The sequence below is a fragment of the Streptomyces sp. NPDC002054 genome (genome assembly GCF_040296685.1).
In the GTDB taxonomy this organism is placed as follows: Bacteria; Actinomycetota; Actinomycetes; order Streptomycetales; family Streptomycetaceae; genus Streptomyces.
Map to the genome: position 1 here is coordinate 19,819 of NZ_JBEOXT010000046.1, position 14,570 is coordinate 34,388.

Sequence of the window (14,570 nt, forward strand, 5' to 3'; positions counted from 1 at the left end):
CCGCGGCCCGTCGGCCGGCCCGGCGCGCCCGGCGAGCCTGGCCCGAGCCGGGTCAGCTCGTGCCGAACCAGCTCTCGGCCAGAGCGTCGAGGGTGGGTTCGGCCGGGGTGGGCAGCTCCCTCAGGTACCACGGCAGGTTGCTGTACACGTGGAGCAGGGTGTGGGCGAGGAGCTCACGCGGCTCGAACGTACGGCCGTACGCCTTGGTGAAGCGGCCGAGCAGGCCGGTGTCCCCGCGGGTGACGAACAGGCCGACCGCGACGAAGTCGTAGGCCGGGTCTCCGATCATCGCCGGTTCGAAGTCGAAGAGGCCGGTGAGGCGGGACGCGTCCGGAGCCACCATCAGGTGTTGGCTCATGAACTCGGTGTGCAGCAGGGCGGGCCGCGCCGGGGCCGCCAGCGGGACGCCGGCCAGGAAGTCCGGTATCTGTTCCAGCCAGCCGGGCGGCAGTCCGCGCCCGCGCTGCTGCTCCACCGCGCCGGCGCGCTGACGGGCGAGGAACGCCTCCCAGTCGCCGGGCCCCAGCAGGCCGGCCAGCGGGCTCGGGTCCAGGGCGTGCAGTGCGGCCAGGGCCTCGCCCGCCTCGGTGACCAGGCGCTCCCGGGCGTCCTGCGGGAGGCGCGGCCAGGCGGCTGCGAGCCCCTCGCCGGGGAGCCGGGACATCAGGACGTACTGCCAGCCGGCCTCGTACGGCCCGAAGCTCCGCACCTGCGGGGTCGGGACCGGCAGCCGGTCCTGGAGGAAGGTCAGCACCCGGCCCTCGGTGATGCCGTCCTCGGCGGCGGCGCCGGGGAAGAGCTTCAGTACGTGCTCTTCCCCGACCGCGTAGACGGGCTGCGAGCCTTCGGTGAAGCGGACGAGCGGGGCGCCGGCGAGCCCGAGCCGTCCGCAGAGGTGCTCGACGCCCGGGCGCATCACGTTCTCGTCGGGGACGATCTCGTCCCACTCTTCGTCGGTTTCCACGGAAGGCAGCATGGACGGCACCGTAGCCAGGCCCTGAGCAGGGCCGCAACGCCATTACGCGCGGGCGGGGTTCACCCGGTCCGGCCGTGGTCCGGCGGCTAGGAGCCGACGTACTCCCGGAGGTGGCGGGCCGTCAGGGTGTCGGACGTTGCCACCAGGGTGGCCGGGGTGCCCTCGAAGACCACCCGGCCGCCGTCGTGGCCGCCGCCCGGGCCGATGTCGATCAGCCAGTCCGCATGGGCCATCACCGCCTGGTGGTGCTCGATGACGATCACCGAGTTGCCGCCCTCGACGAGCCGGTCCAGCAGGGCCAGCAGCTTGTCCACATCGGCCAGGTGCAGGCCGGTGGTCGGCTCGTCCAGGATGTAGGTCGAGGCCTTCTCGGCCATGTTGATCGCCAGCTTGAGGCGCTGCCGTTCGCCTCCCGAGAGGGTGTTGAGGGGCTGGCCCAGGCGCAGGTAGGGCAGGCCGACGTCGAGCAGCCGGCCCAGGATCGTCCGCGCCTGGCCGGTCGGGAAGAAGGCGTGCGCCTCCTCCACCGGCATGTCGAGCACCTCGCTGATGTTCTTGCCGCGGAGTCCGTACGCCAGGACCTCCGGGGTGAACCGCTTGCCCTCGCACTCCTCGCACACCGAGGCCACCCCGGCCATCATCGCCAGGTCCGTGTACACCAGGCCGAGGCCGTTGCAGTTCGGGCAGGCCCCCTCCGAATTGGCGCTGAACAGGGCCGCCTTGACCCCGTTGGCCTTCGCGAAGGCGGTCCGGACCGGGTTCAGCAGACCGGTGTACGTCGCCGGGTTCGACCGGCGCGAGCCGCGGATGGGGGACTGGTCGGCCACCACCACCCCGTCCCGGCCGGCCAGGTACCCGTGGATCAGTGAGCTCTTGCCCGAGCCCGCCACGCCGGTGACCACGGCCAGCACCCCGAGTGGCACGTCCACGCTGACGTCCTTGAGGTTGTGCAGGTCCGCACCCTTGATGGAGAGGGTTCCGCGCGGCTGCCGGACCTGCTCGCGCAGCCGGGCCCGGTGCCCGAGGTGACGGCCGGTCAGGGTGTCCGAGGCGCGCAGCCCGGCCACGTCCCCGCTGTAGCAGAGGTGCCCGCCGGCGGTGCCCGCGCCCGGACCCAGGTCCACCACGTGGTCGGCGATCGCTATGACCTCCGGCTTGTGCTCGACGACCAGCACCGTGTTGCCCTTGTCGCGCAGCCGCAGCAGCAGGTCGTTCATCCGCCGGATGTCGTGCGGGTGCAGACCGGTGGTGGGTTCGTCGAAGACGTAGGTGACATCGGTGAGCGAGGAGCCGAGGTGGCGGACCATCTTGACCCGCTGGGCCTCGCCGCCGGAGAGGGTGCCCGCCGGCCGGTCCAGGCTGAGGTAGCCCAGGCCGATCTCCACCAGGGAATCGAGCAGGCCGCGGAGGTTCGCCAGCAGCGGGGCGACCCCGGGGTCCTCGATCTTTGCGACGAATGCGGCGAGGTCGCTGATCTGCATCGCCGAGCACTCGGCGATGTTCAGCCCGTGGATGCGGGAGGAGAGTGCGGCCGGGCCGAGCCGGGTGCCGCCGCAGTCCGGGCAGTCGGCGAAGACCACCGCCCGGTCCACGAAGGCCCGGATGTGGGACTGCATGGACTCGCGGTCCTTGGACAGGTACGTCCGCTGGATCTTGGTGATCAGCCCCTCGTAGGTCTGGTTGCCGGACCCCACCTTCACCTTCAGTGCGGGCTTGTGCAGGAAGTCCGCCCACTCCTGCTCGCTGAAGTCCTTCAGCTTCCGGTCCGGGTCGTAGAAGCCGGAGTTGGCCATGATCTGCCAGTACCAGGAGTCCACGGCGAACCCGGGAACGGTGATCGCGCCCTCGTTCAGCGAGAGTTCGCGGTCCACCAGCTGGTCCACATCGATGTCGGACACCCGGCCGATGCCCTCGCAGCGCGGGCACATGCCGTCCGGGGTGTTGAAGCTGAAGGCCGTGGAGGTGCCGATGTGCGGGGTGCCGAGGCGGCTGAAGACGATCCGCAGCATGGTGGAGGCGTCGGTGGCGGTGCCCACGGTGGAACGGGAGTTGGCGCCCATCCGCTCCTGGTCCACAACGATCGCGGCGCTCAGATTGTGCAGGGCGTCCACGTCGGGCCGGCCCTGGCTCGGCATGAAGGACTGGATGAACGCGGTGTAGGTCTCGTTGATCATCCGCTGTGATTCGGCGGCGATGGTGCCGAAGACCAGCGAGGACTTGCCGGATCCGGAGACGCCGGTGAAGACCGTCAGCCGGCGCTTGGGGATGTCGACCGAGACGTCCACGAGGTTGTTCTCGCGGGCGCCTCGGACCTGGATGACCTGATGTCCGTCGGCGGCGGCGGTCGGCGATGTGGTGGTGATCTGCACGGAACTCCTCACGGCGGGGGTGTTTCGGGCTTACTCTCTACACTGTACTGTATACGGTGTAGAGAGTAAGTCGGAGAGAGCCTGAGAGAGGGAGAGGGAGAGCTCATGAGCAAGGACCGGAGTGGTACGGAAGACCCCGCCCGCACGCTGGAGCTGCTGTGGCGCGAGCCCGCGCAGGAGCCGGCCGGACGGCGCGGACCGCGGCAGGGGCTCAGCGTGGACACGGTGGTCGACGCAGCCGTCGAACTGGCCGACCGGGAGGGGCTGTCCGCCCTGACCATGCGTTCCCTGGCCACCGCCCTGGGCGTCACCCCGATGTCCCTGTACACCTATGTCCCGGGCAAGGCCGAGCTGCTCGACCTCATGCTCGACCAGGTCTGGGGGCGGATGGAGTGCCGGCCGGTCCCCGCGGACGCCGACTGGCGGACCCGGCTGACGGCCGTCGCCGACGACAACCGCGACCTGCTGTTCCGGCACCCCTGGGTCGCCGACCTCGCCGCCACCCGCCCGCCCATGGGCCCCGGCGTGATCGGGAAGTACGAGCGTGAGCTCGCCGCCTTCGAGGGCATCGGCCTGCCCGACGTGGAGATGGACGCCGGGCTCACCCACCTCCTCGCCTTCGTGCACGCGACCGTCCGGGCCGCCCTCGACGCGGCCGAGCACAACCGGCGGCAGAGCGACGACGAGTGGTGGGACACCACCGCGCCCCTGCTGGAACGGGTCATGGACAACGACGCCTACCCGCTGGCCTTCCGGGTCGGCAGCAACGTCGGCGCCTACAGCCCGGAAACCGCCTGGGCCTTCGGCCTCCGCTGCGTCCTGGACGGCATCGCGGCCCGCCTGCCCCGCAACTAGGCTCCGCCGTCACAGGTCACCCCTCGCAGCCGCCGGACGGGGGCTGCGAGGGGTGACGGGCCCTACCCGCTACAGGTACACATCGGAGACCTCGAACGTCTGCACGGTACGGGCGTTGAAGTAGGACCAGAACCGGTTGCCGCGCACCAGGGTGTCCGTGTGGTGCTGGTAGCGCTCGCCGCCGGTGTCCGTGCCGGTGGCCCAGCGGTCGACGACGGCGCCTTCCTGACCGGGCTTGGTGAACCGGGACAGGTCGAAGTCGATCCACTGTCCGTCGCCGTGGTTCACGGCGACGATGACGAGCTTGTGGTTGACGCTGTCGTAGGCCGCGACGGCGTCGGGATGGCCGGCGTCGATGATCCGCATGCCGGGGCGGATGTGGCGCATGTAGTGGGCCAGGACGAAGTACTTCGGGTTGACGGCGCCGATCACCCCGTTGGTGAGGGTGATCGCCCCGTAGTTCTCCCAGTCGAGGATCTGCCAGATGACCCAGGCCGTCGGGTGGAGCCGGCGCAGATCGAGATTGAGGTTCCCGGCGAGGCGCAGGCCGCTGGTGTCCCCGTCGCCGTACTCGGACATCCAGATGTTCTTGCCGTCCGCGGCCACGGCGTTGTACAGCGCGGCGCGGTCACCGTTCTCTTCGTATCCGTGGACGTTCACCCGGCCCACGGCCGCGCGGGTGGCGGCGTTGAAGTCGGAGTTGTTCTTCCAGTGGTACACGGCGCTGCCCACGCCCCAGTCGTCAAGACCGGCCACCGTCATCCGCTGCAGGCCCCGGGCGTCCAGCTGGGAGCGGGTCTGCCGGATGATCTCGGCCAGCTGGGCCCGGTCGTAGTGGCAGCCCTCCTGTCCGCCGATGAAGCCCGCCGGATATCCGCCCCACCGGGCCCCCGGCTCGTTGACCGGCTGGACGGAGGTGAAGTCGATGCCCCAGTGATCGTGGGCGTACCGCGCCACCGTCGCCAGATAGGCCGCGTGGCGGCCGAAGTTCCCGGACTGCAGGTTGCAGGTCAGCGGGTCCGCCGCCCCGCGCGGATCGTCGTTCTTCAGCATCCACCACATCGGCGAATTGCTGAAGAGTTCGAATGTGTCGGCGCCCCGGTCCCTGGCCAGCCACATCATGTCGCGCTGGTTCGCGTCGGCGTTCCAGTTCCAGCTCGCCGACCGGGGGTCGGCCGAGTACCAGTCGAGCTGGTAGCCCTCGATCTGCTTGAAGCCGTCCAGTGTCGGCGAGGGCTGCATCGTCCTGCCATTGATGCTGTTCGTCCCCGAGGCGCCGGCGTTGTAGCGGACCACGTTCATCCCCAGGCCGGGCAGTTCCTGCCCGCGGAACCGGACGGTCTTCCGGCTGAACAGCACATCGGCCAGATCCTCCTGGGGGCCCAGCTGATTGGCCCACCAGGCCAACGACGTGCCCCACCCCTCCCAAGTCCCCCAGCTGACCGACGGATTCACCGTGGTGGAGAAGTCCGCCCGGGCGGGCTGGGCGGCGGAGACCACAGCCATCGCCCCCACCGGCAGACCCGCCAGCCCGCGTAGGACCGTACGACGTTCCATGAGACCCCCCAAACAAGTCCGCGCGCCCCGGATCTCGATGCGCACGCACTTCATCGTGCACTATCAAGATCACTTGGTCAGCGGTATCCGGTGGTGTCCGCCGGACGGCCCGGGTCCTGCACCTCCACCAGGTACCGCCAGGCATCCGGCCGGCTGCCGTCCAGATCGGTGAAGCCGTACTCCCGGGCCAGCTGCCCGCTGGACAGCGACCGGCCGTTCCAGCGGGCCACATCCGGGTCGGCGGCCAGCGCCGCCACCGCCCGCCCCACGTACGACGGGGTCTCCGAGATCGCGAAGTGCGGGACGCGGTCCGTCGCGTCCCGCCAGTTCGCCTCCGTCACCCCGAAGTTCTCCAGCATCATCTCCGAACGCAGCCAGCCCGGAGTCAGCGCCACCGCCGTCGCCCCGCGCGGGCCCAGCTCGTGCCCCAGCGCGAACGCCATCCGCAGCACCGAGGACTTGGCGATGTCGTAGAAGAACGACACCCGGTACGTGGACCGGTTGTACTCCTCGGTCCCGTCCGTCATCTCCACCACCAGCCCGCCCGGCGTGCGCAGCAGCAGCGGCACCGCGAAATGACTGGTGATCGCATGGGTCTCGACCGCGAGCCGCAGCAGCCGCAGCCCGTTGTCCAGATCGTGCTCCCAGACCGTGCTCTCCCACTCGAAGAGCAGCTCACCGCCCCAGATGTCGTTCACCAGCACGTCCAGCCGGCCCTGCTCGGCGTCGATCCGGCCCACCAGCGCCTCGACCTGCTCCGGCACCAGGTGGTCGCACACCACCGGGATGCCCAGCCCGCCCGCCTCCGTCACCAGTGCCGCGCTCTGCTCCACCGTCTCCGGCCGGTCGTACTCCGAGCGCTTGCCCCGGGTGCTGCGCCCGGTGACGTACACCGTCGCGCCCGCCGCGCCCAGCTGCACGGCGATCCCGCGGCCCGCCCCGCGGGTGCCGCCGGCGACCAGGGCGACCTTGCCTTCCAGAGCTTTGGACATACGCCGAGCCTAGGGTGTGTCGGCCTGATCGGGCGTGACCTCGGCCGTCGGTTCCGGGAGGGTCAGGAAGCGGTCGGCTTTGAGGGCGAGCTGCCGGGCGAAGTAGGCCGGGGCGTCATCGGGCCGCATCCGGGTCAGGGACACCATCGCGGTGATGATGGTGTCTGCCACCTCGTCGTGCACGTCCTCCCAGCTGTGCGAGGTGCCCTTGCGGGGGTTGGTGCCGCGCACTCCGATGACGGCCTGCGCCGCCTCGCCGAACTCCTCCCCGATCTTCAGTACCTGCAGGGTCCACTGCTCCTCGGGTGCCACCCCCCGCCCGGTGTCCCGGACCTCGAAGGTCTCGGCCAGGGCAGAGATCGTCTTCCAGACATCGGCGTCGTGCATGGGTCTCCGATCGACTCCGGTCAACTCCGGTGCGTGATCCGGAGCTTACCGGCCGAGGCGAGCAGGCTGAGCGTGATCAGGACGGCGGCCAGCCCCGCTGCGGCGACCGCCAGCGCCGAGTGCGGGCCCCACAGGGTCCAGGCGGCGCCGAACAGCAGGGACCCGGCGAAGCGGGCCAGTGCCTGGACGGTCTGCAGACAGGCCAGGCCGGTGCTGCGCAGCTCCTCGGGCAGCAGCGGACCGGCCGCGGCCATCAGCACCCCGTCGGTTGCGGCGTAGAACACCCCGAGCAGGGCCGGCACCCCCACGGCGACGGCCGGACCGGCCGGCACCGGGCCGAGCAGCAGCAGGCAGGCGAGCAGCAGCAGGGCGTGGCCGCCGAGGAACACCCGCTGCCGGCCGATCCGGTCGGCGAGCCGGCCGGCCGGCAGCGCACACAGCAGGAAGGCCGCCGCCGTGCCCACCGGCAGCAGCGGGAACCAGGCGGCCGGCAGCTCCAGCCGCCGCTGCACCAGCAGGAAGAGGAAGGCGTCGCTGACCGTGACCAGCCCCAGCAGGGCGGCGGCCAGGCACAGCCGGCGCAGACCCGGCAGGGCGGCCAGGGTCCGCAGCGGCGGGAGCGGGGAGCTGCGCACGGCCGCGGGCGCAGGGGCCTCCCGTACGAACAGCCCGAGCAGGACCACGCCGAGCACCGCGAAGCAGAAGCTGACCGTGAACACGGCGTCATAGCCGTCCACCGCCACCCACAGCACCCCGAACGCGGCCAACGGGCCCAGCAGCGCACCGGCCGTGTCCATCGCCCGGTGCACACCGAAGGCCCGGCCCTGCTCCTCGGGCGGCGCGGACAGCGAGATCAGCGCATCGCGCGGGGCGGTGCGCAGCCCCTTGCCGGTGCGGTCGGCGGCCAGCACCGCCGCCACCGACCAGGGCGTGGCGACGGCCAGCAGGCCGGCCTTGCAGGCGGCGGACAGCCCGTAGCCCACCCCGGCGACCAGTTTGCGGCGCCGGGTGCGGTCCGCGACCCGCCCGCCGGCCAGCCGGAACAGCGCGGTGGCGCCCTGGTGAAGCCCGTCCAGGGCGCCGAACGCGAGCGGAGACATGCCGAGGCCTGCCATCAGGTACAGCGGCAGCACCGCGGTGACCATCTCCGCGGAGATGTCCGTGACCAGGCTGACCAGGCCGAGCGCGAGGACGGTACCGGGGACCGCGCGGCGCCCGGTGGCGGTCGCGGGGATGTCCTTGGCGGCGTCCGCCGCCCGGCTGGCAGACAGGTACACGGCTCTCCCTAGAACCAGTTGATGGTGAGCGGGAAGGTGGCGTTCGCGGTGGCACCGGCCGAGTCGGTCGCGGTGACGGCGATCTGGATGGTGCCGCTGCCCCATGGCTTGCCGCTGATCCGGCCAGAGTTGGCGTCCATCGTCAGGCCCCAGGGCAGACCGGTGGCCGCATACCGGATCGGCGCCTTGCCACCGGTCGCGGTGACCTGGATCGTGCAGGACTGGTTGAACTTGCAGGTCTGCGGCCCCGGGTCGGTGACCTTCAGATCACCGGGGGTCGGGGTGGGGGTGGGCGTCGGGGTCGGGGTCGGGTCGGGGCCGCCCGTGCCGAACACCTCCGCGATCGGCTGGACGTTCGCGGCGTTCCCCGCGTGCGTGGTGCCGAACAGGTCCTCGAAGGTGCGCAGCAGGTTGTAGTGGTTGAAGGCGGTGCTGTACTTGCCCGTCTTCACGTGCGCGCCGTAGAACACGGTCGCGATCTGGTTGGAGCCGAGGAAGTTGTCCTCGTCCCAGGTCAGCACCAGCAGGCTGTTGTTGGCCTTCGCCCACTGCGCGTATGCGTCGATGTTGTTCTTCGTCCAGGTGTCGCCCGTGGACACCGGGCAGGAGTGCATGTCGTTGCACTGGTCCGGCACGATGAACGAGAAGTCCGGCAGCGCCGCGAAGTTGCCCTGCGGGAACTGCGTCCAGGTCTTCCCGGTGTTCAGCGGCACGTTCTTGAAGGCAAACCAGGGGTTGTGCTTCTGTGCATACTGGCCGTTGGTGCAGGCCGTCGAACCCTCGCTCGGCAGACCCTGGTTGTACGTGGCGAAGGTCTTGCCCGCCGCGATCAGCTCCTGGCCGAGGTTGGCCGCGGTCATCGACTGCGGGGTGTAGCAGCCGTCGCCCGTGATGCCCTGGGTGGAGCCCGAGAACAGGTTGAAGTAGTTCGGCTGACTGGGGTGGGTGAGGGCCTTCATGGCGGTCAGGCTGGCGCCGTTGTTGGCCAGCTGGTTGATGTACGGGGCGTTGGCGCTGCCGATGATCTCGCCGTACTGCTTGTTCTCGTAGACGACGACCACCACGTGGTCGTACGCCGGGAGGGCCGCCGCGGCGGCGGGTGCCGCATGTGAACCGCTGTCGGCCGCTTGGGAGTTGGCGACCGTGAACGCACCCAGCAGGCCGAAGGCGCCCACCGCGGCGATCAGTGCGGACCAGCGGGCCCGCTTCGGTGTTCTTGAGGACATGACAGAGGTACTCCTCGTGGTGAAGGGTGGTTGTGGGTTGTTCTGGGTTCTTCTGGGTGGTACGGGGTTATTCCGCGCGCCGGGCCGCACCGGCCACGGCGATGTTCAGGAACCGCGGCACCGGCCGGCCGCGGTCGCGGAAATCCGCCGCGACCCCGGCCCGAACCGCCGGCACCCGGTCCTGCGGGAGCAGCACCAGTGCACTGCGCCCGGGCCGTTCCCCGGGAGGCCAGGCGCTCAGCGCCCCGGCCCGCCGGGCACACTCCAGGGCCCGCCCCAGCTCCCCGGCCCACTCCGAGGGCTCCCCGCGTACGGCCATCAGCACCAGCCGTGCGCCGGAGGCGGGCGGGTCGAACGCGACGGACCGGGCCGGCCCGGCGGGGTCGAGCAGCAGCGCCCGGCCGGGGCGGGCGAACAGCACGGCCCGGCGCAGCGCACGGTCCCCGCCGGGGAGGGCCGCGTCGATCAGCCGGGCCAGCTCCTCGCGGGCCTCGTCGGCGTGGGCTCCGTCCGCGTAGGCCCCGTGGACGTCGGCCACGGCCAGCGCGATCGCGCAGTCCGCCGGCTCCTCGGTGGCCAGCCCGGCGGCCGGGGTGAGTGAGCCCTGCACGTGCAGGTCCGTGCCGCCGGTCCCGTACCCCGCCCGCGCCAGCGCCCGCAGCAGCCGGTACGGACGGGCGGCCCAGTCCGGGACCGCGTCCGGCAGCCCCGAGCCCCCGCCGCCCGCCGGTTCGAGAGGCAGATCGCAGCTGTGCGCGGGATGGCTCAGCGAGCTCAGGCGTACCAGGCCGTCCGTCCGGGGCGCCGCCGCGGCGGCCACCGGCCAGCCGGCCGCCGCCACCAGCCCGGGCCCCAGGTGGAAGGCGTGTGGGGCGCTCCACACCGCCGCGGGCGGCCGGCCGTGCGCCGCCTCCAGGGCGTAGGCGGCCAGCCGGAACAACGGGTCGGCGGTGGCCCGGCGGGCGAGGTCCTGTGCGTCCCCGGCCACCGCGCTCACCCCTCGTCCTTGCGGGCCAGCATCCGGTAGGCGTTCCCGCCGTCGGTGAGCCGGGCGACCACCGAGCGGAGGGTGTCGAGCCCGGCCGCGGCCACGAAGCAGGGGAGGGACGCGGCCCGCACCGCATGCCGCAGCGCACGGCGCCCCGGCGTGGTGCCGGCGGCCCACGGGCTGTGCGGATCGGGGGCCAGCCGGGTCACGGTCAGGGCGACCGCGCCGAAGAAGTCGTTGCCCTGGTGCGCCGGGCCGTGTTCCTCGGCCAGCACCGTGAACCCGCGGTCGGCGAGCGCCTCGCGCAGGTTGGCGGCCGGCATCAGGTGCTGGTGCTGCGGCTGGAACCAGGGCAGCCAGGCCGGTCCGAGGAGCCGGGCCATCCGAGATTCCGGATCGGGCAGTTCGATCACCAGATGGCCGCCGGGGGCGAGCACCGTCGCCGCCGTGTCGAGTTCGGTCAGCGGGTCGCGGGTGTGCTCCAGGTAGTGGAACATGCTGACCACCTCGTACTGGCCGGCCAGTTTCGCCGCGAACTCCGGGAACTGGCCCTGGTATCCGGTGTCGGCCCAGCCGCGCAGCTCCGCCGCCCGCACGCCCTCGCCCATGTCCAGCCCGTCGAACCGGGTGTCCGGCCACACGGCACGCGCGGCATTGCAGAAGTGCCCGTGTCCGGTGCCGACGTCGAGCCAGGACGCGGGTCCGGCGGGCGGGGCGTAGGGCCGGACCATCTCGGCCCGGAGCCGGTACGACTCGCCGAGCCGGCCGAAGACCGTGCCCGCGCCCTCGCCGCCGCGCCCGTCGTAGAAGTCCCGGTAGTAGAAATCCAGACCCTCCGGGGTCAGCCGGGGGTTCTGGAAGACGTGGCCGCAGTCGCCGCACCGTTCGAGGACGAACAGGCCGGGCTTGCCCTGGAGCAGGTCCGGCACCCGGACGCGGACGGCGAGCTGCTCGGAGCCGCACCAGGGGCAGTCGCAGCGGCGGGCCTCGAGGAACCGGTCGGTGCCGGCGGCCAGTTCGGCCCGGTATGCGGCGGCAGGGTCCGGGGCGGGGGCCGTGCCGCCGTTCGGGCGTGGGTCGGCGGTGGTGGTGTCGGTCGAGGTGGCGGTACGGAGGGCCGTGCGGAGGGAGTGCCAGGGCCGGCCCGCGGTGGCCCGGCCCAGATCGGCCGGCCGCAGCGGCCCGCGCCGCCCGCCGAGCACGGCGTAGGGCTGGAGCCAGTACAGGAGCGCGGCCGGCGCACCCCAGCGGCCCTGCCGTACGCATCCGGCCGCGAGCGCGGCCAGTCCGGCGAGTTGCGCACCGGCCAGCGGCCCCGGCGGCAGCCCCTGGGCGCGGAGCTCGCCGGCCCGGTCCGTCGGCCGGCCGGCCGGGCCGGAGCGCAGCCCGGGGGCGACGGCCAGTCCGGTGGCGGCCGGGGCGAACTCCTTCAACCGCCGGACCAGAGCCAGCAGTTCGGACCGGGTCCGCGGTGCCGTTGCCGCCCAGTCGCCCGAGCCGGCGCGGTCCAGGACGGCCTCGGCGACCAGCACGGCGTACCCGGCGCCCCGGCCCTCCGCCAGCCGGTCCTGCGGATAGCCGGCGGGGTCCACCAGGCGCAGCAGCCCGAGGGCCTGCTCGGCGGGGAGGTCCGCCGGGATCAGGTCGAGCACCTGGAGGCCCTGCCGGTCGGCGTACGCGCAGGCGGCCAGGAAGGTGGCCGCGTCGGCCTCCACCCCCGGCGCGGTGATCAGGTACCAGCCGGCGGGTCGCGGCAGCAGGGTGGCGCCGGTGGCGGCGGGCAGCACCGGCAGGGCGCGCAGCCGCCGCCGGGCCCGTACGGTTCCGGCGCCGAGCGCGGTGATCAGCGCCAGCGACACCCACGGAACGGAACCGGTAGGCCCGGTCGGCGTGGTCGGCCTGGTCGGGCGGAAGGGCGGCGTCATATCAGCTTCTCCACATGGTCGGCCGCAGCGGCGGCACCGCCCGCGGCGGCGAAGGAGGCCTGGATGCGCCGGGCGGCCCGGCGCGGGCCGGGCTCGTCCAGCACGGAGGTGAGCGCGTCCCGCAGCTCCTCGGCACGGGTCCGGCCGAACCGCACCCGGACCCCCGCCCCCGCGTCGACGACCTGCTGGGCCACGATCGGCTGGTCGTCCCGGATGGGTGCGAGGACCAGCGGCAGCCCGTGGGCGAGGGTCTCGCACACCGTGTTGTGGCCGGCGTGGCTGACGACCGCGTCGAGGTGCGGCAGCAGCTCCAGCTGCGGCACGGTCTCCCGGAGCAGTACGCCGTCCGGCAGCGGGCCGCCGGCCAGGCTGTGGACCAGGGCGGCGGGCGCGGCCAGGATCAGCTGGATTCCGGATCCGGCCAGCCGCTCGGCCGCGCCGAGCACGGCGGCGTAGAATCGGCCGCCGGCCTCCCGGTTGAGCGTGCCCAGGGAGACCAGCACCCGGCGGCGGTCCGGATCGAGCTGCCGCCAGGGGAAGCCGGGGGAGGGCGGACGCGAGCCGAAGGCGGGGCCGACGAAGGCGTAGTGGTCGGGGAACTGCCGCTCCCGGCCGACCAGTTCGGGCGTGGAGAACACCAGCACCAGTCGCTCCGAGAACCGCGGGTCCCAGCCGGCGTCCCCGTCCCCGCTCCCGTCGTTGAACTCGGCGAGCAGCCCGGCGATCCGATCCGCCACCCACTCCCCGACCTTGGGGAACCCCTCGAAAGGCCCGGTCAGTTCCGCCGAGGTGCTCGCGGAGGTCGCCCACGGGACCCCGAGCCGGCGCGCCACGACCGGCCCGGCCAGCGCCTGCTGGTCGGCGACCAGCACGTCCGGGCGGAACGCGCGCACGGCCTCGGTGACCCCCGGCACCATGGTCCGGGCCAGCGGCACCAGCGCCTCCTCCCAGAGGAACTGCACCGCCCGCACCCCGCGCAGGTCCCGCCACCGCTCGTGCAGGGAGAGGTACGAGCCGCCGGCCAGGTCGCCGGCCGGTAGGATCCGGGCGTGGCCGGGCAGCAGCTCCGACAGCACCCCCGCCGGACCGGTCCAGGCCACCTCGTGGCCCCGGGCGGCGAGTTCGGAGCCTACGGCCACGGTCGGGTTGACGTGCCCGGCCAGCGGCGGGACGACGAAGAGGACCTTCACGGCACCAGAGCCCCCGTCCGGCGGCCGTCGTCGGCCGCCACCTCGTCGAGATGGGCGAGCACGGCCTTGCGCAGGGCGCCGCTGCTCTCCTTCAGTACGTCGTGCCCGAGCCCGGGCAGGACCTCCACCGCGCAGCGGTCCGCGTGCCGCTCCAACTCCAGTGCTCCCGGTACCAGTTCGGAGTGTTCCCCGCACACGATCAGCACCGGGCAGCGCAGCCGCCGGTAATCGGCCGCGGTGAAGGTCCGGCCGGCCGCGATGTCGTCGATGAGCGTGGTGCGGTTGAGGAGCTCATCGGCGACGGCGGTCAGATTGGCGGCCTTGCGCAACCGCAGCGAGCGCAACTCGCCCGGGACCGCGCTGTCTTCGAGGCTGAGAGCGGCGGCCGACAGGGTGTCGACCATGTTCTCCACCCAGGCCCCGCTGAGCGGGGGTTCGAGCAGGGTGAGACCGGCGACGAGGTCCGGCCGGGTGAGCGCGGCGTGCACGGCGAGGGTGCCGCCGTAGCTGTTGCCGACCAGGTGCACCGGCCGGTGTGCCAGACCGAGTGCGGTGAGGAGGGCGAGGAGGTCCCGGACGGCGGTCGCGCTGTCGTACCCGGCGGCGGGCCGCTCGGTGCGGCCGTGTCCGCGCAGGTCGTAGAGGACCACCTCGTGGCCGGACCGGGCGACCGGGACGGCGAGCGGGCAGTAGAAGGAGGACAGGTTGTCGACGACCAGCCCGTGCAGGAAGACCACCACGGGCCGGCCGGAGCCGGCGTCCTCGGGGGCGGGCAGCCGCTGTACGTGGAAGCGGAGCCCGTTGGCGGATACCTCGGCCATGGCGGGC

The 14,570-nt window shown here is 72.7% G+C and carries 12 protein-coding genes; 1 reads left to right on the forward strand and 11 read right to left on the reverse strand.

From position 1 onward, the window contains the following. Positions 1-52: 52 nt before the first annotated feature. Together ABT123_RS32320 and ABT123_RS32325 are read right to left on the reverse strand one after the other, a co-directional pair. Positions 53-976 (reverse strand): phosphotransferase family protein, encoded by a 924-nt coding sequence (locus ABT123_RS32320; protein ID WP_351321215.1) that lies wholly within the window; start codon positions 974-976, stop codon positions 53-55. An 86-nt stretch (positions 977-1,062) separates the two neighbouring features. Then, positions 1,063-3,345 (reverse strand): ATP-binding cassette domain-containing protein, encoded by a 2,283-nt coding sequence (locus ABT123_RS32325; protein WP_351321217.1) that lies wholly within the window; start codon positions 3,343-3,345, stop codon positions 1,063-1,065. A 105-nt stretch (positions 3,346-3,450) separates the two neighbouring features. Here ABT123_RS32325 and ABT123_RS32330 point away from each other — a divergent pair, with 105 nt between their 5' ends. Further along, the gene (locus ABT123_RS32330) at positions 3,451-4,200 is read left to right on the forward strand and encodes a TetR/AcrR family transcriptional regulator (RefSeq protein ID WP_351321219.1); all 750 of its coding nucleotides are present in this window, start codon (positions 3,451-3,453) and stop codon (positions 4,198-4,200) included. Positions 4,201-4,269: 69 nt separating this feature from the next. Here the strand turns inward: ABT123_RS32330 and ABT123_RS32335 are convergent, their stop codons facing one another. The 9 genes from ABT123_RS32335 to ABT123_RS32375 form a co-directional block, all read right to left on the reverse strand. Next, positions 4,270-5,757, reverse strand: a complete 1,488-nt coding sequence (locus ABT123_RS32335; protein WP_351321221.1) for a glycoside hydrolase — start codon at positions 5,755-5,757, stop codon at positions 4,270-4,272. Between the two features lie 77 nt (positions 5,758-5,834). After that, entirely contained in the window at positions 5,835-6,749 is a 915-nt protein-coding gene (locus ABT123_RS32340) for an SDR family oxidoreductase (RefSeq protein WP_351321223.1), read from the reverse strand. Between the two features lie 9 nt (positions 6,750-6,758). Further along, positions 6,759-7,136 carry a MazG-like family protein gene (locus ABT123_RS32345; RefSeq protein WP_351321225.1) on the reverse strand — a complete coding sequence of 126 codons (378 nt, stop codon included), beginning with the start codon at positions 7,134-7,136 and terminating at the stop codon, positions 6,759-6,761. A 20-nt stretch (positions 7,137-7,156) separates the two neighbouring features. Further along, positions 7,157-8,413 (reverse strand): MFS transporter, encoded by a 1,257-nt coding sequence (locus ABT123_RS32350; RefSeq protein ID WP_351321227.1) that lies wholly within the window; start codon positions 8,411-8,413, stop codon positions 7,157-7,159. 8 nt (positions 8,414-8,421) lie between these two features. Continuing rightward, complete coding sequence (locus ABT123_RS32355; protein ID WP_351321229.1) at positions 8,422-9,639, reverse strand: alkaline phosphatase family protein; 1,218 nt, start codon at positions 9,637-9,639, stop codon at positions 8,422-8,424. A gap of 67 nt (positions 9,640-9,706) precedes the next feature. After that, positions 9,707-10,636, reverse strand: a complete 930-nt coding sequence (locus tag ABT123_RS32360; protein WP_351321231.1) for a galactokinase — start codon at positions 10,634-10,636, stop codon at positions 9,707-9,709. Next, positions 10,633-12,486: a class I SAM-dependent methyltransferase gene (locus ABT123_RS32365; protein ID WP_351321233.1), complete on the reverse strand. Its 1,854-nt coding sequence runs from the start codon at positions 12,484-12,486 to the stop codon at positions 10,633-10,635. The genes ABT123_RS32360 and ABT123_RS32365 overlap by 4 nt, the downstream gene beginning before the upstream one ends. Positions 12,487-12,548: 62 nt before the next feature. After that, complete coding sequence (locus tag ABT123_RS32370) at positions 12,549-13,742, reverse strand: glycosyltransferase (protein ID WP_351321235.1); 1,194 nt, start codon at positions 13,740-13,742, stop codon at positions 12,549-12,551. Next, entirely contained in the window at positions 13,739-14,563 is an 825-nt protein-coding gene (locus ABT123_RS32375; protein WP_351321237.1) for an alpha/beta fold hydrolase, read from the reverse strand. The genes ABT123_RS32370 and ABT123_RS32375 overlap by 4 nt, the downstream gene beginning before the upstream one ends. Positions 14,564-14,570: the final 7 nt, after the last annotated feature.

Coding starts and splice junctions, on each gene's coding strand:
- ABT123_RS32320 (WP_351321215.1), bottom strand. CDS start 976: ATGCTGCCTTCCGTGGAAACCGACGAAGAGTGGGACGAGATCGTCCCC.
- ABT123_RS32330 (WP_351321219.1), top strand. CDS start 3,451: ATGAGCAAGGACCGGAGTGGTACGGAAGACCCCGCCCGCACGCTGGAG.
- ABT123_RS32335 (WP_351321221.1), bottom strand. CDS start 5,757: ATGGAACGTCGTACGGTCCTACGCGGGCTGGCGGGTCTGCCGGTGGGG.
- ABT123_RS32340 (WP_351321223.1), bottom strand. CDS start 6,749: ATGTCCAAAGCTCTGGAAGGCAAGGTCGCCCTGGTCGCCGGCGGCACC.
- ABT123_RS32345 (WP_351321225.1), bottom strand. CDS start 7,136: ATGCACGACGCCGATGTCTGGAAGACGATCTCTGCCCTGGCCGAGACC.
- ABT123_RS32355 (WP_351321229.1), bottom strand. CDS start 9,639: ATGTCCTCAAGAACACCGAAGCGGGCCCGCTGGTCCGCACTGATCGCC.
- ABT123_RS32375 (WP_351321237.1), bottom strand. CDS start 14,563: ATGGCCGAGGTATCCGCCAACGGGCTCCGCTTCCACGTACAGCGGCTG.